19 protein-coding genes are annotated in these 17,224 nt (G+C 62.9%); 6 read left to right on the forward strand and 13 right to left on the reverse strand.

The annotated features are described in order from the left end of the window. The first annotated feature begins 544 nt into the window (after nt 1–544). The 4 genes from E5Z01_RS14725 (at nt 545) to E5Z01_RS14740 (ending at nt 3,373) form a co-directional block, all read left to right on the forward strand. Entirely contained in the window at nt 545–1,171 is a 627-nt protein-coding gene (locus E5Z01_RS14725) for an endonuclease dU (protein ID WP_135230058.1), read from the forward strand. An 83-nt stretch (nt 1,172–1,254) separates the two neighbouring features. After that, on the forward strand, nt 1,255–2,427 hold the full coding sequence (locus E5Z01_RS14730) for an amidase (RefSeq protein WP_240738459.1): 1,173 nt from the start codon (nt 1,255–1,257) through the stop codon (nt 2,425–2,427). Further along, nucleotides 2,424–2,849, forward strand: coding sequence for a hypothetical protein (locus E5Z01_RS14735; protein WP_135230060.1), 426 nt, complete (start codon nt 2,424–2,426; stop codon nt 2,847–2,849). Before E5Z01_RS14730 ends, E5Z01_RS14735 begins: the two co-directional genes overlap by 4 nt. Before the next feature lie 77 nt (nt 2,850–2,926). Beyond that, nucleotides 2,927–3,373, forward strand: a complete 447-nt coding sequence (locus tag E5Z01_RS14740) for a hypothetical protein (RefSeq protein WP_167757952.1) — start codon at nt 2,927–2,929, stop codon at nt 3,371–3,373. Nucleotides 3,374–3,452: 79 nt separating this feature from the next. Here E5Z01_RS14740 and E5Z01_RS14745 read toward each other — a convergent pair whose 3' ends face one another. Further along, a complete protein-coding gene (locus tag E5Z01_RS14745; protein WP_135230061.1) occupies nt 3,453–4,538 on the reverse strand; it encodes an NADH:flavin oxidoreductase/NADH oxidase in 1,086 nt (361 codons plus the stop codon). Nucleotides 4,539–4,616: 78 nt separating this feature from the next. Between E5Z01_RS14745 and E5Z01_RS14750 the strand changes: the two genes are divergently transcribed. Continuing rightward, nucleotides 4,617–5,027 carry a GNAT family N-acetyltransferase gene (locus tag E5Z01_RS14750; protein WP_240738461.1) on the forward strand — a complete coding sequence of 137 codons (411 nt, stop codon included), beginning with the start codon at nt 4,617–4,619 and terminating at the stop codon, nt 5,025–5,027. Here E5Z01_RS14750 and E5Z01_RS14755 read toward each other — a convergent pair. From E5Z01_RS14755 to E5Z01_RS14770, 4 genes are all read right to left on the reverse strand, one after another. Further along, on the reverse strand, nt 5,010–5,462 hold the full coding sequence (locus E5Z01_RS14755) for a hypothetical protein (protein WP_167757953.1): 453 nt from the start codon (nt 5,460–5,462) through the stop codon (nt 5,010–5,012). The two genes, E5Z01_RS14750 and E5Z01_RS14755, sit on opposite strands and share 18 nt — an antisense overlap. A 29-nt stretch (nt 5,463–5,491) precedes the next feature. Then, a complete protein-coding gene (locus tag E5Z01_RS14760; RefSeq protein WP_135230064.1) occupies nt 5,492–6,280 on the reverse strand; it encodes an ABC transporter permease in 789 nt (262 codons plus the stop codon). 73 nt (nt 6,281–6,353) lie between these two features. Beyond that, the gene (locus E5Z01_RS14765; protein ID WP_135230065.1) at nt 6,354–7,157 is read right to left on the reverse strand and encodes an ABC transporter permease; all 804 of its coding nucleotides are present in this window, start codon (nt 7,155–7,157) and stop codon (nt 6,354–6,356) included. Beyond that, complete coding sequence (locus E5Z01_RS14770) at nt 7,154–8,167, reverse strand: ABC transporter ATP-binding protein (RefSeq protein ID WP_135230066.1); 1,014 nt, start codon at nt 8,165–8,167, stop codon at nt 7,154–7,156. Before E5Z01_RS14770 ends, E5Z01_RS14765 begins: the two co-directional genes overlap by 4 nt. A 70-nt stretch (nt 8,168–8,237) precedes the next feature. Between E5Z01_RS14770 and E5Z01_RS14775 the strand changes: the two genes are divergently transcribed. After that, nucleotides 8,238–8,552, forward strand: coding sequence for a hypothetical protein (locus E5Z01_RS14775; RefSeq protein ID WP_135230067.1), 315 nt, complete (start codon nt 8,238–8,240; stop codon nt 8,550–8,552). On the opposite strand, the gene E5Z01_RS14780 is transcribed toward E5Z01_RS14775, so the two are convergent. The 8 genes from E5Z01_RS14780 to trmD all read right to left on the reverse strand — a co-directional run bounded on the left by E5Z01_RS14780 (nt 8,542) and on the right by trmD (nt 17,223). Next, complete coding sequence (locus tag E5Z01_RS14780) at nt 8,542–9,285, reverse strand: hypothetical protein (protein ID WP_135230068.1); 744 nt, start codon at nt 9,283–9,285, stop codon at nt 8,542–8,544. The two genes, E5Z01_RS14775 and E5Z01_RS14780, sit on opposite strands and share 11 nt — an antisense overlap. A gap of 371 nt (nt 9,286–9,656) precedes the next feature. Next, a complete protein-coding gene (locus E5Z01_RS14785; RefSeq protein ID WP_135230069.1) occupies nt 9,657–10,682 on the reverse strand; it encodes an ABC transporter ATP-binding protein in 1,026 nt (341 codons plus the stop codon). After that, entirely contained in the window at nt 10,679–11,728 is a 1,050-nt protein-coding gene (locus E5Z01_RS14790) for an ABC transporter ATP-binding protein (RefSeq protein ID WP_135230070.1), read from the reverse strand. Before E5Z01_RS14790 ends, E5Z01_RS14785 begins: the two co-directional genes overlap by 4 nt. Before the next feature lie 47 nt (nt 11,729–11,775). After that, nucleotides 11,776–12,903, reverse strand: a complete 1,128-nt coding sequence (locus E5Z01_RS14795; RefSeq protein WP_135230071.1) for an ABC transporter permease — start codon at nt 12,901–12,903, stop codon at nt 11,776–11,778. A 7-nt stretch (nt 12,904–12,910) separates the two neighbouring features. Then, complete coding sequence (locus E5Z01_RS14800) at nt 12,911–13,891, reverse strand: ABC transporter permease (RefSeq protein ID WP_119766190.1); 981 nt, start codon at nt 13,889–13,891, stop codon at nt 12,911–12,913. A gap of 97 nt (nt 13,892–13,988) precedes the next feature. After that, nucleotides 13,989–15,743 (reverse strand): ABC transporter substrate-binding protein, encoded by a 1,755-nt coding sequence (locus E5Z01_RS14805; RefSeq protein WP_135230072.1) that lies wholly within the window; start codon nt 15,741–15,743, stop codon nt 13,989–13,991. 326 nt (nt 15,744–16,069) lie between these two features. Next, nucleotides 16,070–16,300, reverse strand: coding sequence for a preprotein translocase subunit SecG (secG, locus tag E5Z01_RS14810; RefSeq protein WP_119766188.1), 231 nt, complete (start codon nt 16,298–16,300; stop codon nt 16,070–16,072). Between the two features lie 122 nt (nt 16,301–16,422). Next, on the reverse strand, nt 16,423–17,223 hold the full coding sequence (trmD, locus tag E5Z01_RS14815) for a tRNA (guanosine(37)-N1)-methyltransferase TrmD (protein WP_135230073.1): 801 nt from the start codon (nt 17,221–17,223) through the stop codon (nt 16,423–16,425). Nucleotide 17,224: the final 1 nt, after the last annotated feature.

Consider the following 17,224-nt stretch of genomic DNA (forward strand, 5'->3'; position numbering starts at 1 on the left):
ACGCCCTGCTGGCCCAAGTGATTTTGTCCAAGTTGGATCTCTCGGCCCGCTTTGAAGAATTAGAACATCTGCCGTCCAGTCCGCTAAATTTCGGCCTCAAAGCCGCCTAAAACTGCACGAACCATTGTGCGTGTCCTAGGCGCAAAAAACCTGTTTGGTGAGACACTGTACCTGGCGTACCACGGTCATGCTCGATTGGCTCTGGAACGCTATGCCAAAAGGTGGAATTGCGAGAACATGCACCAGGCGATGAAATCCAGAGGATTTCATCTGGAGGATACGAATGTGACCGACCTAGAGCGGATTTCAACACTGTTTGGAGTGCTGTCCCTGGCATTCATGTGGTGCTGCTTGATTGGGGAATTCGAGGAGCAACGCGAACCAGCCAAGCCACTGAAACATGGCTATCCGCCCAAAAGCTTATTCCGCCGAGGATTGGACGCCCTGAGAAAAGCTATCGAGAACCTTGCCTGGGGGAAAAGATCCACTAGGACGAGGTTCAGGCACCTCCTCGCTACTTTTGTACCCTAGAGAGAAAACTTTTATGACGCACGCACGAAATCCGCTTAGGCTGGAGGGCGTGAACCCCACCGGGCCTGACGCATCACGCTCCGCCGGCAAGATCAGCCACGCCATCGGCTTCGACGACGCGCCGTTTGACCGCACCTGGCGCGGCGACGTTCGGATGTTCGGCACGGTGTATGCGCACAGCACGCTGCACGCGGTGCTGAGTGGTCAGGTACGGCGCGACGGGCGCAACAGCACCGACGAACTGACGCGGCTGGTGGGCCAGACCCGGCATCTGCACCTGATTTTCCTCCAGGGCATCGCGCTGGCGGGGTTCAATGTCGTGGACATTCACCGCCTTCACATTCAAACCGGCCTGCCCGTGCTGGTCGTCGCGCGGCGAAAACCCGACCTGAAAAAAATCAGGGCGGCCCTGCTGGAACACGTTCCCGCAGGCGCGCGCAAATGGAAACTCATCGAGCAGGCCGGCGACATGGAGGCGTGCGGGCCGGTGTTCGTTCAGCGGGCTGGCCTGAGCCTGGGTGACGCGCGGGGGGCCTTGCAGACCTTTACCCGGACCGGCACCGTTCCTGAACCACTGCGTACCGCCCACCTGATCGCCAGCGGCGTGACCCGCGGCCACAGCGCCGGACAGCGGGTGTGAACGGGAAAGAGGCGTCCAGGGGGGGTGGAACGCGGTTTTCCATTCCCCAGTGACCCTTGCCGTTTTCTGCCATCATGCGGCCCATGGGTGCTATCGGCAATGATCCGCAGCGGGCGTGGGCTTTCGTGGCCCCGGAGCCACTTCAGGGGCAGGCGGGCGGGCCGCTGTCGGGGTTGACCTTCAGCGTGAAAGACCTGTACGGCGTGCCCGGCTGGCCGCTGCGGGCGAGTACCCGGGCGCCGGTGCCTGAGCCGGGCCAGAGCGTGCTGGTACAGCGCCTGCTGGAACTGGGCGCGGCCGCCGTGGGCAAGACGCACCTTCACGAAATCGCGCTGGGCATCACCGGGCTGAACGGCTTAGGGGGCACGGCCCACCCCTTCCGGCCGGACGCCGTGCCGGGCGGCAGCAGCAGTGGCGCGGCGGTCAGTGTGGCGCTGGGGCAGGTGGATTTCGCGCTGGGCACCGACACGGGCGGCAGCATTCGCGTGCCGGCGGCCTGGTGCGGCGTGGTGGGCTTCAAACCCACCAAGGGCCACCCGGACTGGAGCACCGAGGGCGTGCTGCCCCTTTCGTGGACATGCGACCACGCCGGGCCACTGGCGCGCGACGTGAAAACGGTGGTGCGCGTGCATGAAGCCCTGACCGGCGCGGGCGTGGCCAAGCAGGCCTGGGACGGGGTGCGCGTGGGCCTGTGGCTGCCCGAAGGCTGGACGGACACCACTGTGAAAGAAGCGGTGCTGTCCTTCGCGGGCCGCTTGAGGGGGCTGGGGGCAGACCTCTCCCCCGTTCACCTGCCGGAAATGCTGGACGCCTACTCGCCCATCGTGCTGAACGAGGCGGCGCAGGTTCATGCCGACGCGCTGAAACAGGATGATCCGGGGTTCCTGCCCTTCACGCTCGCGTCGCTCAGGCAGGGCGCGGCGCTGAGTGCCCAGGAGGTTCAGCGGGCCTTCGACTTGCGGGCCGACTACGCCGCCCTGCTGGACGGAATTTTCACGGCATTCGACGTGATTCTGGCGCCCGGCGTGCCCACGCCGCCTCCCCTCCAGGGTCAGGAGGAAGTCGAGCTTGGCGAGGGTATTACGCCGCTGCGCCGGGCTGTGCTGCGCCTGACCACGCCGTTCAGCCTGCTGGGGGCGCCCGTCGTCGCCTACCCGACCGCTGCCCCGTTTGTGGGTGTGCAACTGGTGGGCCGTCACGGCGAGGACGACCGCCTGCTGGGTCTGGCCCTGGGTCTTGAGGAAAGCGGCGCATGAAGCGCCTGCTGCCGCTGCTGGCCCTGAGTGCCTGCCTGAGTGCCTGCGCCCCCAGGCCCCAGCCCGTGCAGGTATGGGAAGGTTCCGGGCGCGTGCTGCTACAGGAGCAGCTCTACCGCCTGACCTTCACTGTGAACGACCAGACGCACGCCCTGCGCGGGCAACTTCAGAACCGCAACAATGGCGTGAACTACCTCGTGGACGGCACCTTTCTGCCGGTGCAGGGCGGCGCGGAAATCACTGCGAAAGCCAGTGCCGGGGACTCCGCAAAACTGAACGCCTCCCTGCTGGGCTTCGGCGTAAGCAACATCACCCCGAAATCCGACGCGCTCCTGACCGGGCGGGTCACGGGGAACACCTTCGACGCCACCCTGACCGTGAACGGCCTGCGCTACAGCGTGGCTTTCACGCGGGTGCAGTAACGCCGGGCGCAATAACGACTGGTGCAGAACCACACCGTCATCAGCCTGATTTCATGAGTGGCCTTTAGGGTGCAAGTATGCCCGCCGACAAGTTGCTCTATAGCCTGCTGCCCGTCCTGGCCCTGCCCGCCCTGCTGGGCAGTTGCGCCATCGGGGCGTACTTCTCGCCCGTCACGGCCTTCGAGCGCAGCGTGAACGGCATGTACGAGGGCGAGGGAAACGGCATCACAGGCCGCGTGCCCTACCGCCTGACGCTGACCGTGCAGGAGCAGGCGCAGCGGGCCAATGCCGTTCTGGTGAATCTGGAAAGCCGCAAAACCTACACCGGCAGCGGCAAGTTCACGCGCACCACCACGGGCGGGCAACTCGACCTGAACTTCTTCGAGGACGGCAACAAATTTCGCGCCGCCATCCACGCCGACCTGACCCCGGAAACCATCAGCGGGCAACTGCGCACCGTCCTGCTGGGCCGCGAACTCCTGCCGTACAACATCACTTTCAAGAAAGTCTCCAGCGGGCCGTAAAAGGCGGAGTCCTCAAGCCAGAAAAAGACAGCCCAGCCAGATTCTTTCCACAATCCACCGGCCAGGCACCCACCCCCGTTTACCAGCCCGCGCGCGCGTACGCCTGCGGCAGTTCGGGCCTGAGGCCCAGTTCGCGGGCGGCGCGCTGCGTCCAGTGGGGGTCGCGCAGGAAAGGGCGCGCCAGGGCGATCAGGTCGGCGTCGCCGGCTTGCAGGATGCCTTCGGCCTGCTGGGGCGTGTCGATCATGCCGACAGTCATGACCTGCAGGTCAGGCACTTCGCGCTTGATATGCGCGGCGAAAGGCGTCTGGTACAGCGGGCCGGGCGTAATCTGCTGCGCGGGCGTGAGGCCGCCGGTGCTGACATCCAGCACGTCGACGCCCTCGTAACGCAGCAGGCGGGCCAGTTCGGTGGTCTGCGCGATGTCCCAGCCGCCCTCGGCCCAGTCGGTGGCACTGACGCGCACGAAGATGGGCAGGTGCCCCGGCCACGCGGCGTACACGGCCCGCACGACTTCCAGGGTCAGGCGCACGCGGTTCTCGAAACTGCCGCCGTACTCGTCGGTGCGGGTGTTGGCAAGCGGCGACATGAACTGGTGCAGCAGGTAACCGTGCGCGGCGTGAATTTCCACCGCGTCGAAACCTGCCATCTGGGCGCGGCGGGCAGCGTCCGCGAAGGCTTTCACGACGCCCTGAATGTCCTCGACGGACAGGATGCGCGGCGAACCCAGCAGTTCGTGGTAGGCGTTGCCGTCTGGGCCGACCACGATCCAGCCGCCCTCGGCCTCCGGCACCCAGCCCCGGCCGCGTCCGGGCGCGTAGGTGCTGGCCTTGCGTCCGGCATGCGCCAGTTGAATACCGATTTTCCCGCCGTGCTGGTGCACGAAATCCGTGACGTGGCCCAGTTGCAGCATCTGAGCGTCGTTCCAGAGGCCCAGGTCTTCGGGGCTGATGCGCCCTTGCGGCGTCACGGCCGTGGCCTCGGTGAAGATCAGGCCCGCGCCGCCCAGCGCGTACTGCCCGTAGTGAACCAGGTGGAACTCGTGCGCCGCGCCGTCTGCTCTGGCGGAATACATGCACATGGGCGACACCACCACGCGGTTGGGCAGGGTCAGGTCCTTCAATCTGAGCGGCTCGAAAAGCAGCGGCACGGAAGCTTCGGTCATGCCCTCAATCTATGGTCGCCGGGCCAGGTCAGCCAGTTCAGGCAGGTTTTCCAACCGTTCATGGGGCAACATGATGGGGTGCACATCCAGACCGATTTGACAGGCATCACGCCGGACATGCTTTCAGGCTTCTTCGAGTTCTGGCCCAACCCGCCCAGTACCGACACGTTCCTGCGTCTCCTTCAGGGTTCCTCGCATGTGGCGCTGGCGGTCGAGGAAGGTCAGGTGGTGGGCTTCGTGAATGCCCTCAGTGACGGCGTGCTCAGCGCTTATATTCCCCTGCTGGAAGTCCGCCGCGAGTGGCGTGGGCGCGGCATTGCCAGCCAGCTTATCCAGTCGCTTCTGGCGCAACTGGACGGCCTGTACATGATCGACACCGCCTGCGACGACGACCTGGTGCCGTTCTACCAGCGTTTCGGCATGGGGCGCGGCAACGCCATGATCCTGCGAAACTACGAGCGCCAGAACGGTTCAGCGCCGCAACCGTGACCAGGCCGCGTGGCGCTGCCGGGCGAAATCACCCGCCTGCCGCCAGAAGGCCTGTTCCAGCGCCGCCAGTTCAGGCGCTGGCGGCACCCCCAGCCGGGCCGTGAGCGAGTCTCCAGCCCCCTCGCCGTGAGGAAACACCGCCCTGAACAACCTGGAGTACAGCCGCGTCAGGATCTGGAGTTCCCGGACGTTCTGAACGAAGACCCACGGCCCGCGCTCGTCCAGCAGAGCCAGGAACCCGGCCCACTCCGAATCGAGCAGGGCGGCGGGAATGTCCCGCCCCGCCATCTCCGGCGCCAGCCAGGGGCGAACGCGCCGCAGGTCGTCGGCGAAGTGCAGCTCCCGCCCGAACTCGGCGCCCGTGCGCCGCGCCGCCGCAGGCGAATCCACATCCCTCAACTCTGCCAGCATGGGCAGGGCGGGAGGCAGGCTCATCTGTCGCTTGAACATCGGGTCTGGGGCCTTCAACTGCTGGCGCTGGTGTAACTGCCGACCGCCTTGCGCCAGAAGAGGCGGGTGCCGATGAACAGGGCAGCGGCAATCAGCGGCGAGGCGATGGCCAGCACAGGGGTAAGCTGCCCGGTCATGGCCTGCGCCGGGACACTGGTAATCAGCGCCACGGGAACGATGAACGTGAGCAGGAAACGGATGGGAACAGGAAAAGCGGTGACGGGGAAGCGGGCCGCGCCGAAAATCCCGTTAAAAAGTTCCGAGGCGTTCTGCGTTTTCACGAACCAGAAGGCCGTGGTGGAAAGGCCCAGCCAGATGCAGTACACGATGACAAGGGACGACAGGTACAGCACGGCGGCCACCAGGACGCCCATGGCGGAGATGGTGAGGCCCGACGCGGCGTAGATGATGAGACCCAGCCCAATCAGCAGATCCGGGATGCGCAGGATGTTCAGGTAACGCGTGGACACGTTGAATTGCGCGTCGATGGGCTTCAGGAGCGTGAAATCCATGTTGCCGGTGCGCACCGCCTCGGCAATGCGGCTCATGTTCGGCTGCACCACCACGCTGATGAAGCCCTCAGTCAGCATGAAAAACCCCGTGACCAGCAATGCTTCCCGAAACGTCCACCCGCCCACCGTCTGGGTGCCCGGTTGAAAGAACAGCACCGAAATGCCCAGCAGCGCCACGCCCACCTCGCCCAGGCTGGCCAGCACTGCCCCCACGAAATTCGCGCGGTACTCCATCTGCGCGGCAACCGTCGCCCCGATGAAAATACGCATGAGCCGCAGGTAACGGGTCATGCCTGCCCCCGGCGCTGGTCGTGGCTTGTGGAACGCTGGCTGGGGATGAAATTAATCCGTGACACACGCCCTTTCACGCGCCCACCGCCCCGTATTTCTTCAGTCCGGTGCGCCACACCAGGAGGCGCAGGGCGGCGAAGATGACCAGCCAGGCCAGCAGGACAAGGACGCCGCGGGTGGCCTGCTCCAGGGTGGCTTTTCCGGCCAGGAGCTGGGCGGGGAGGCCCAGCATGTAAGGAAAGGGCGTCCATACGGCTATGTTCTGTACCCAGACCGGGTAGAAAGACAGGGGCGCGAACATGCCGCCGAGCGCGGCGTAGGCGAGCCACAGCAGCTCATGAAAGGCATTGCTGCTTTCGGTCCAGAAGGCCAGCAGGCCCACGGTGTACTCCCACAGGAAGCGGGCGGTAAAGCCCAAAAAAGCGAGGGCGAACACGGCAGGGTAGACGCGCCAGTCGCTGGTAAAGCGTGCGCCGGACAGCCACGCGAACACCGTCACCAGGCCCAACATGGGAAGCAGGCGGAACAGGCGCTCAGAGAGGTGGCCCAGGTAGTGAATCCAGAAGGGGTCGAGGGGCCGCATGAGCTTGGGGGAAAGTTGCCCCTGCCGGATATCGAAATCCAGTTCGTAGGTGACCCACACGACAATAAGTTGCGACACGAACCAGGTAGAGAGGAAGTAACTGGCGAATTCGGCGGGGCTGTACCCGTTGACCTGCCCGCCGGGGCTGCCCTCGGCCTGGGCCATCCAGACCAGCATCATGATCAGCGACAGCGTGCCGGACAGCATCCAGATGATGACCTCGGCGCGGTACTCGACCATCTGCGCGAACTGCGTGGCAAAAATAACGCGGATTTTCCGGATGGTGTGGCTCATACCGTGACCTCCTCGCGCCGGGTATGCTTGCCAAACAGTTCCGCCATGATGGCCTCGATGGGCGGGTCTTCCACGGTCAGGTCGGCCACGTCCAGATCGGCCAGGAGGCGGGCGGCACGGGCGCTGACTTCGCTGCGCGCAATGGCGAGTTCCACGCTGAGGCCGTCGTTGCTGACGACCTGCCCGTACTGGCTCAGGCGGGCATTCTCGGCGGGGTGCCGGAGCTGGAGTTTCACAGTTTTGCCCCCGGAACCCTGCTCGGCGAGGTGGGCCAGGTCACCGTCGAACACCAGTTCGCCCTTGTCGATCACCAGAATGCGTTTGGCGAGGGCGGTCACGTCCGCCATGTAGTGACTGGTCAGGATCACGGTGGCATCGTAGCGGCGGTTGTACTCGCGCACGAACTCACGCACGGCTTCCTGCATGTTCACGTCCAGGCCGATGGTGGGTTCGTCCAGAAACAGGATTTTCGGGCGGTGCAGCAGCGCGGCGGCCAGTTCGCACTTCATCCGCTCGCCCAGGGACAGTTTGCGCACCTGTTTCTTCAGGATGCCGCCCAGGTCGAGGACTTCGGTGAACTCGCGCATGGTGGCGTGGTACTGCTCATCCGGAATTTCGTAGATGGCCTGGTTGACCAGGAAACTGTCGAGGGCGGGCAAGTCCCAGATGAGTTGCTGCTTCTGCCCCATGACCAGGGTGATCTGTTTCAGGAAGGCCGTTTCGCGCCTGCGCGGCTCGAACCCGCCGATGGTGGCCTGCCCGCCGGACGGGTGCAGCAGCCCGGACAGCATTTTCAGGGTGGTGGTCTTCCCTGCCCCGTTCGGCCCCAGGAAACCCACCACTTCGCCGGGCGCCAGGTCGAAGGTCACGCCTTTCACGGCGTCCACGTAGTGCGTCTTGCGCTTCACGAACGAGCGGAGGCTGCCCAGCAGGCCGGGGTCTTTCTCATGAACGGCGTACTGTTTCCTGAGATCGCGCACCTGCACCGACGCCGGGTTGAGGTTGGTCATAAGTGGCCTCAGATTACGTCATGGACGGATTTTAATGAAGGCGCTAGGCCAGTCGGCGTAGTGTGTGGCCATGCATGACGCTGAACTTCTGGTGCGCCACATGCTGACTGATCTGAAGCTCACGCTGCCGGACGATTTCGAATGGTCAGTCAGTCAGGACGCACACATGGTCTACACGACGTTCAGAAGCGGAAAGTTGCGCAGCACTTCCGGGATTCCCCTGCTGAACTCCTCACGCTGTGAGGTGGCCGAGAGGGTTGTGAGCAACGTGCAGGACTTCATGGCGGACACCTACTCGGTGTGGTGGCCCCAGCTGGCTGAACAGCGCTTGCAGTACGAAATCGACTGCCTGGACGACCGCCCGCGCCTGATCTTCAGGCTGTAACGACAAGTGTCAGGGTTTTTCCCACTCGACGACCCGGCGGCCCCGGCGGTAACTGTAGAACTGCCCCAGCAGCAGGAACACGTTCATGATGGCGGCCGACAGCACGCGTTCGCAGATGCCGTAAAACTTGCCGAGCGGCGAGTGCAGGTCGGTCGGCGACAGGAAAATAACGGCCCACAGAGTCGCCAGCACCACCAGGGACGTGATGTTGATGTTGTAGACGTGCTCGCGGTAGAAGCCCTGCCACAGCCGGTGCCGGGCCGGCGTGACGCGCCCGGTGGTCAGGTCGGTGCGTTCGCCGTGTACGTCCAGCAGTACGAAGCAGCGCGTGTGCGGCGTGATCCTGCACGTCCAGCAGGCGGTGAATAAACCACTCGCTGGTGCTCTGAATGTCGGTCAGGAAACGGCCGAAAATGCGCACCGTCACTTCACTGGTGGCCGGATCCAGGCTGATCAGGCACTCGTTCGGGGCGGGCCTGTCCACGTCCTCCAGCAGCAGCACCTGCCCGGCCAGCGCCTTCTGTCTGGCCTCCGGGTTGAGGCGCGCCATCACCTGCTCCATGCGCGGCGTGAATGCGCCTGCCACGTCCCGCACCGGCAGGAAAGTCCAGGTGGGCAGCAGGGCGCGCCAGAACGCCTCACGGCCCACCACACTGAGGTCACGGGCATGGACGGTCGTGATGGAACGCAGAAAACTGGGCAGCAGGACAGACTGGACGGACGACGCGGTCATTTCACTTCAAGGTACGTCAGGCCGATCAGGCGGGTGACGGGTTGTTTCGACGTTGACGACATATTCAAGCGACCCTGCCGCGCGTCTCTCTGGAGCAATCAGGCCTCCAGGCGGAAGATGAGCGCGTTTGCCTGGGCCATCGCTGTTGGGTTTCCGCTTGATGTTCCAGATGAAGTTCAGCCACTTCAGAAACTCAATACGGGTGGCGCGCCCGAAGGCGCAAGATCATCGGAGAGAGCACTCCACCATCGGAACGCTTTTTCTTCCTTCTCCCGCTGCTCAACCCTTCACTGTCAGGCCTTTACGGGGAACCGCACCCTTATGACATCAAAAAAGACCCGGCATGAACCGGGTCTGGCAGGAAAAAGGCTTTACAGCACGTCGTCGCGGATGCAGGCCTTGTAATGATCCGGGCCGACCTGACGCAGTTCCGGTACGGTGGTGGCGCACTCGGCAATAGCGTAGCGGCAACGCGTGCGGAACACGCATCCACTGGGCGGGTTGATGGGGCTGGGAATGTCCCCTTCCAGAATGATGCGCTGGCGCTTCACAGTGGGGTCCGGCACGGGCGCGGCGGAGAGCAGCGCCTCGGTGTACGGGTGCTTGGGGTTGCGGTTCAGTTCACGGCTGGGCGCCACTTCCATGATGCGGCCCAGATACATCACGATCATGCGGTCACAGATGTACTCCACGACGTGCAGGTCGTGCGCAATGAACAGCACGGTCAGGCCCAGTTCTTCCTGCAAGTCCTGAATCAGGTTCACGACCTGCGCCTGAATGGACACGTCCAGCGCCGAGACCGGCTCGTCGGCGACGATGAAGCTCGGGTCGACCGCCAGGGCACGCGCAATCCCGATACGCTGGCGCTGCCCGCCCGAAAACTCGTGCGGGTAACGGCCCATGTGCTCGGGGCGCAGGCCCACACGCTGAAGCAGTTCGGCGATGCGGTCGATGCGGCCCTTGCCGGGGTGCAGGTTGTGAATCTGCATGGCCTCGCCGATGATGTCGGTCACGGTCATGCGCGGGTTGAGGCTGGCGAAAGGATCCTGGAAGATGATCTGCATTTCGCGGCGGTAATCGCGCATCTGCCCTTTCGACAGTTTGGTGATGTCGGTGCCGTTGAAGACCACCTGTCCGCCTGTCGGTTCGATCAGGCGCAGAATGGCGCGCCCGGCGGTGGTTTTCCCGGAGCCGGATTCGCCGACCAGACCCACCACTTCACCGCGTCGGATATTGAAGCTGATGTCGTTGACGGCCTTGACGTTCCCGACCACGCGCGACAGCAGCCCACCGCGGATGGGGAAGAACTTTTCCAGATTCTTGACGTCCAGCAGCACTTCACCGCTGGCGGCCATGGCGCTGCGGTCGCGCGCCACCGATTGAGTTGCTGCCGTCATGCCCGTACCTCTTCCTCTTGAACCTGAGTGAACTCCTGCCAGCGAATGCAGCGTGACATGTGGCCGTGGCCGGTGTCTTCCAGCGGGGGAACGGCGTCATTGCACTGGGGAATCGCAAACTTGCAGCGCGGCTCGAAGGCGCAGCCGGGCGGCAGGCTCAGGGGGTTGGGCACGTTGCCGGGGATGGCTTCCAGGCGCGGCTTGGGCTGGCCGGGCACGTGCTCGTAATCGCTGGGCCGCGGAATGCTGTTGAGCAGGCCCATGGTGTACGGGTGGCGCGGGGCCTTGAAGATCGGCACCACGTCCCCTTCCTCGACCACACGCCCGCCGTACATGACCACCACGCGGTCGGCCATCTCCGCCACCACGCCCAGGTTGTGCGTGATGAACAGGATGCTCATGCCGATGTCGGTCTGCAATTTGCGCATCAGGTCAAGAATCTGCGCCTGAATGGTCACGTCCAGCGCCGTGGTGGGCTCGTCGGCGATCAGCAGGGCCGGGTTGCACGAGAGGGCCATGGCGATCATGACGCGCTGGCGCATCCCCCCGGACATCTGGTGCGGGAACTCGTGCACACGCTTCTCGGGGGCAGGAATGCCCACGAAACGCAGCATGTTGGTGGCGACTTCCATGGCTTCCTTCTTGTTCTTACCCTGGTGCAGCATCACCGCCTCGGCGATCTGATCGCCCACCGTGTACACCGGGTTGAGGCTGGTCATGGGTTCCTGGAAGATCATGGCGATGTCGTTGCCACGAATCTTGCGCATGTCGGCTTCGGTCAGTTTCGTGATGTCGCGCTGCACGTTGTCACTGCCCGTGAACAGAATCTCGCCTTCCACGATCTTGCCGGGCGGCATAGGAATCAGGCGCATGACCGACAGGCTCGTCACGCTCTTGCCGGAGCCGGACTCGCCCACCACGGCCAGCGTCTCGCCCTTGTTGATGTGGAAGGTCACGCCGTCCACGCTTTTTACCACGCCGTCATCCGTATAGAAATACGTTTTAAGGTTATTGACGGCCAGAATCACTTCACCCTGATGGGTCATTTATTCCCCCTGTCATGCATGCTCATCATCATACAGTCCCCGAACAATTATTTGCGTTTGCGTGGGTCGAAGGCGTCCCGCAGCCCGTCCCCGACCAGCTGCCAGCACATCACCGTGAACACGATGAAGAAGCCCGGAATCAGCACCCACGGGCGGCTGGTAAATGAGGAGAACCCCCCTTCCTGCGCCTTGTTCAGCAGACTGCCCCAGCTGGCGTAAGGTTCCACTGCACCGATGCCCAGAAAGCTCAGGCCAGATTCTGTGAGAATGCTGCCAGGAATGGCGATACTGAGGTTCACGATAAAGAGCGTGGTCATGCTGGGCAGCATGTGCTGAAACATGATGCGGGGCGTACTGGCGCCCAGGGCGTTGGCGGCCATCACGTAGTCCTGTTCACGCACGGACAGCAGTTGTGCGCGCACCAGCCGCGCCACCCCACCCCAGTTGATGAAGGCGAGCACGCCCAGCACGATGTATAGACGCAGCAGTGGGTTCACGTTGGCCGGGAAAATAGACACCAGCATGATGATCAGAAAGAGGTCCGGAATGGACGCCAGCACCTCGACGATACGCATGATCAGGTTGTCCACCCAGCCGCCGAAGTAAGCGGCCAGCGAACCCATGACCGCGCCGATCAGGTAGGAGATGAACACCGCCGCGATCCCGATGGTCAGGCTGATCTGCGCCGCGTACATGATGCGGGTGTACAGGTCACGACCCAGGTTGTCGGCCCCCAGCAGATACACCTTGCAGTCAGATCTGCCGGTGCCAAAGAGGTGCGTCGACATAGGAATGACGCCCAGCAGCTTGTAACTGTCACCCCGCGCAAAGAAGTTTACCGGGCACTTCTCCGGGGTGGCGACGTATTTGTTCTCGAAGGTGGTCATGTCGAGCTGCTGGGTGTACTTGTACACGAAAGGCCCTTTGATCTCCCCGGCGGGATCGCGCCAGTGGATGGCGGTGGGCGGGTGGTAGGGAGTCAGCGTTTCGGTGGAGTAGTTGTTCAGGCTGTCCTGCGCCAGAAAGGGCGCGAACAGGGCCATGAAGTACAGCAGGGCCAGTCCCAGCAGGCCAGTGCGGGCCAGTGGGTTTTTGCTGAACTGCCTCCAGGCGACCTGCCACTGCGTCTGGGCTTTGGGGGTAACGCCCTGTTTTTGAGTCGTTGCAACAGTCATGTGAGCCTCAGTGATAGGAGATACGCGGGTCGACCACGGCCAGAAGAATGTCGCTGATGGCGTTGCCGATCACCAGCAGAAACAGCGTGATCATGGTAAAACCGGCGATCAGGTACAGATCCTGCGTCCCGATGGCGTTCAGCAGCATGGGCGTAATGCCGGGGTAGGCGAACACCACTTCAACGAAACCAGCGCCGCTGATCAGGCCGGGCAGCAGACCGCCCAGCGTACCGATAAACGGAATGATGGCGTTACGCAGGGTGTGCTTGTAGATCACCGAGCGTTCGCTCAGGCCCTTGCTGCGGGCGGTGCGGACGTAGTCGGAGTTCAGGGTGTCCAGCATCAGGCCGCGCAGACCGCGCGTGAATCCCGCCAGGCTGATCAGGGTCAGCACCGTGGCCGGCAACAGCATGTGCGAGAGGTAATCCCAGAATTTGCCCAGCACGCTCAGAGAGGCGTGATTGTCGCTGACCATACCGTTGAGGGGAATGTCCCAGCCGGTCTTGAAGCGCAGTTGCAGCGCGAAGAAAATGACGATCAGGGCCAGGAAGAAGGTCGGGAAGCCCAGCAGGAAGTACAGCAGCACGCTGAAGAAACGGTCGCCGAAGGAATACTGGCGCACGGCTCCGTACACGCCCAGGGCAATCGCCAGCGGGTAGAACATGCCGATGTTCAGCAGCACCAGCCACAGCGAATTGAGAATGCGCGGCAGCGCGATCCCCAGCACCGGTTGCTCGTAAGCGAAGGACTGGCCGAAGTTGCCGGTGACCATATTCTTCAACCAGATCAGGTACTGCTGCCAGACGGGCTTGTCCAGGCCGAACTGCTGGGTCAGAATGCGGATCTTCTCCTCACCGCCGGAGGGACTGAGTTTCAGTGGCGTCAGGAAGTCGCCGGGGGCCATCTGAATAATGAAGAACACCAGGGCGCTGGAGAGCAGCAGCACCGGAATGCTGGCGATGATGCGCCGAAAAATGAATGGAAACATGACTGGAACTCCCTACCACGGAAAAGGGAGAGAAGACGAGTGGCTCGGCCTTCCCTCCCAGAACATGAACGTTTACAAGTAAGTCAGGTGTGACCCGTTATTTGATGTAGGTCTGGATGAAGTTGCGGCTGCCGTAGTAGGCGTCCCACAGGTTCCTCGGCATTTCACCGCCCAGGCGACTGTTGAAGGTCACGTGGTAGTTGGTGGCGGCCAGGTACACGACGGGTTGCAGCGCGGCTTCGGCGTCCAGCAGTTTCTTACCGATGGCGATGCGTTTGTTCATGTCGACTTCCTGATCGCCCTGGTAGAACAGTTTGGTCATGAGCTGTTCCTGGGGGGTCAGGCACTTGCCGTTGGTGGGGTTGTTGTAGCTGTGCAGTGCGCCGCCGCAAGGCACCACGTTGTCACCGAAGGGCCAGATGTTGTCGCCGCCGGACAGTCCCAGCAGGATGGCGTCAAACTTGCGGTTCTCGCCTTTCTCGTACAGCATGTCGACCAGGTTGTTGAAGTTGATCGGCACGAAGTTGACCTTGACACCGGCTTTCTTCGCGTCGTCCGCGAAGATGCGGCCCAGTTGCTCGCGCACGGTGTTGCCGCTGTTGGTGTTCAGCGTGAATTCCAGGACTTTGCCCTTGCTGTCGACCAGGTAGCCTTCGCTGTTCTTCTTGGTGTAACCCATTTCGGCCAGCAGCTTACGGGCGGCGTCCAGGTCGTACTTGTACTTGGGCGCGGAGTCCGAGATCCAGGACTTGAACACGGGGTAGACGCTGTAGTACACCTCGCTGCCCAGGCCGCCCAGCGCCAGTTGAATCATGGCCTGACGGTTGGCGATGTGGCTCATGGCGCGGCGGAAACGCACGTCACGGAACAGCTTCTGCTTGGCGGGGTCACCGCTCTTGTTCCAGTTGAAGGTAATCCAGGAGCTGGTGGACTGTGGCCCCACGTTGGGGAACAGTTCGGCTTTCAGGCTGCCCGCGTCGATGGCTTTCTTGATCTGGGCCAGGTCGTCGGCGCCGCGAGCAGCGTAGACGTCCAGCTGTCCGGCCAGGTAGGCGGCCAGCGCAGCGTTCTGGTTTTCCAGCACACGGAAGGAGATCTTGTCCAGGTAAGGCACGGGCTTGCCGGCGGCGTCCACGTTCCACTCACCGAAGCGCTCGTTGCGCTTAACAACTGCACGCTGACCGGCCTGGTAGGAGTCCAGGGTGTAAGCGCCAGGCACGACGATCTGGCTGGCCGGGGTGCTCAGGCCCCACATCTTGGTCACGGCAGCCGCGCCGCCTTCACGGTAAGCCTTGCCGAACACGTGGTCGGGCCAGGGGGTGTAGCTCATTCTCACGTAAGCGGTGGCGCTGGGGCTGGGGAAGTCGAACTGCAGGGTGTAGTTGTCGAGCTTCTTGACCATGATGGGTTTTTCGGCGACAAAGAAGCTGTCGCGGCTGTTGCTGCCCACTTTGTCGTCTTTGTGCAGGGTCGCGGTGGTCACCCAGTCGTCGGCCGTGATGGCCTGACCGTCGCTGAACTTCATGCCCTGGCGGATTTTCACGACGAAACGCTTGCCACCGTTGCTGACGACAGGCATGGATTCAGCCATGTTCGGAATGAATTTGTCGTTGGTGGGGTCCTGGGTAAAGAGGCCCGTACCGGCCGCAAACCAGGTGGTGGGCAGGCTGCCCGATTCCTTGCTGGTGAAGGGGTTCAGGGTTTTGAAGTCGGAGAGCGTCCAGTTGCGCAGTTCACCGCCGCGCTTGGCGCTGGCCGCCGGGTCAGCACTCCAGGCCTGCGGGTAGACAAAGGGAGCAGCCAGCGAGGTGCTGGCCATCAGGGCAAAAGCAAGGGCGAAAGCTTTCTTCATTTCATTCCTCCTGAGGATTCTGGAAAAGAACGTGTTAGACGAAACTTGGTCTACACGTGGGTTGGGTTGAGGTGAGTTTCCAGCGCGGTCAATATACGAATTGGCTTAGTCAAGGTCAAGTATTCGTCAGTCATTTCCATTACACTTGTCTCTTGACTGACAAGTGCGTGAATGGAGCACCCGCTTCTGGAGCAGACCAAAAGCTTGCACTTCAACGTCTGTTGTAAACACAAGACCGGATTGCTCATGAAAGGAGGCAGCAAGTGCCATGCACTGACGCCTCCTGCCCCTATTGCGCTCGCCCGTGTCGTTTCCGCCTTCAGAATTTACTTCGAAATGAAGTCGATCAACAGCGCCAGCAGCATGAAAAAGCCCCCCAGTACGCTGCTGATGCGCACCAGTCCGCCTTCTACACCGCGCCCGCCGAGCAGCGAGCCGCCGGAGGCCATGCTGGCACTCAGGCCTGCCTGTTTAGGAACTTGCAGCAGCACGAAGAACACCAGCCCCACACACACCAGAGCGAACAGCACCAGAAACAGATTCAGAATTGCAGTCATCGATTATCCTTGCAAAGGCCGCCAGACGCGGCTTTGACTTCATGAAGTGACGGAGTCCGAGCGACCCACAGACGCCCAGTATATCCGGAGAGACAGGGGATCTGGAGGCCTGGCAGCCCCCTTCAGGAACTGGAGGTGTCCTTTTTACGGCGGCGCTGGGCAGGCGGGGGCGGCGCACCCCACTGCGCGAGTTGCTCGGCATGCACACCCAGGTTCAACAGGGTGGCGCTGTCGGCGGGTTCCAGAGGGGCCGTGTTCAGCAAGTCAGGGCGGCGTTCCAGCGTGCGGCGCAGCGCCTCTCCCCTGCGCCACTGCCGGATGGCCGCGTGATTTCCGGAAGTCAGCACGGTGGGCACCGCTTGCCCCTGCCACTCCAGCGGGCGGGTGTATTCCGGGTAATCCAGCAGCCCGCTGGAGAAGGAATCGGCCTGATGCGATTCCTCGTCGCCCAGCACGCCGGGACGCAAGCGCGACACCGCCTCCAGCACGCAGGCCGCCGCGGCCTCGCCGCCCATCATCACGAAATCCCCGATGCTCAGTTCGCGCGTGACCAGGTTCTCGACCCGCGCGTCAAACCCCTCGTAACGGCCACACAGGAAAACCATGTGCGACTTCTGCGCGAGTTCCTCGGCCACGCGCTGATCGAAGCGCTGCCCGGCAGGGGTGAAGAGAATGACCTCGTCGGCGGGCGGCAGGCTGTGCAGGGCGCGCTGGGCCACGTCCACCCGGATCACCATGCCGGCCCCGCCCCCGTAAGGCGTGTCGTCCACCTTCAGGTGTTTGTTTTCTGCGAAATCGCGCATGTTCACGAGGTTTACGTCGATCAACCCGCGTCCGCAGGCCTTGCCGATGAGGGCCTCACGCGCGAACGGTTCCAGCAACTCCGGGAAAAGAGTCAGGAAGGAGAAAACCAGCGGGGTCATG

The sequence above is a fragment of the Deinococcus fonticola genome, assembly GCF_004634215.1.
GTDB lineage: Bacteria > Deinococcota > Deinococci > Deinococcales > Deinococcaceae > Deinococcus > Deinococcus fonticola.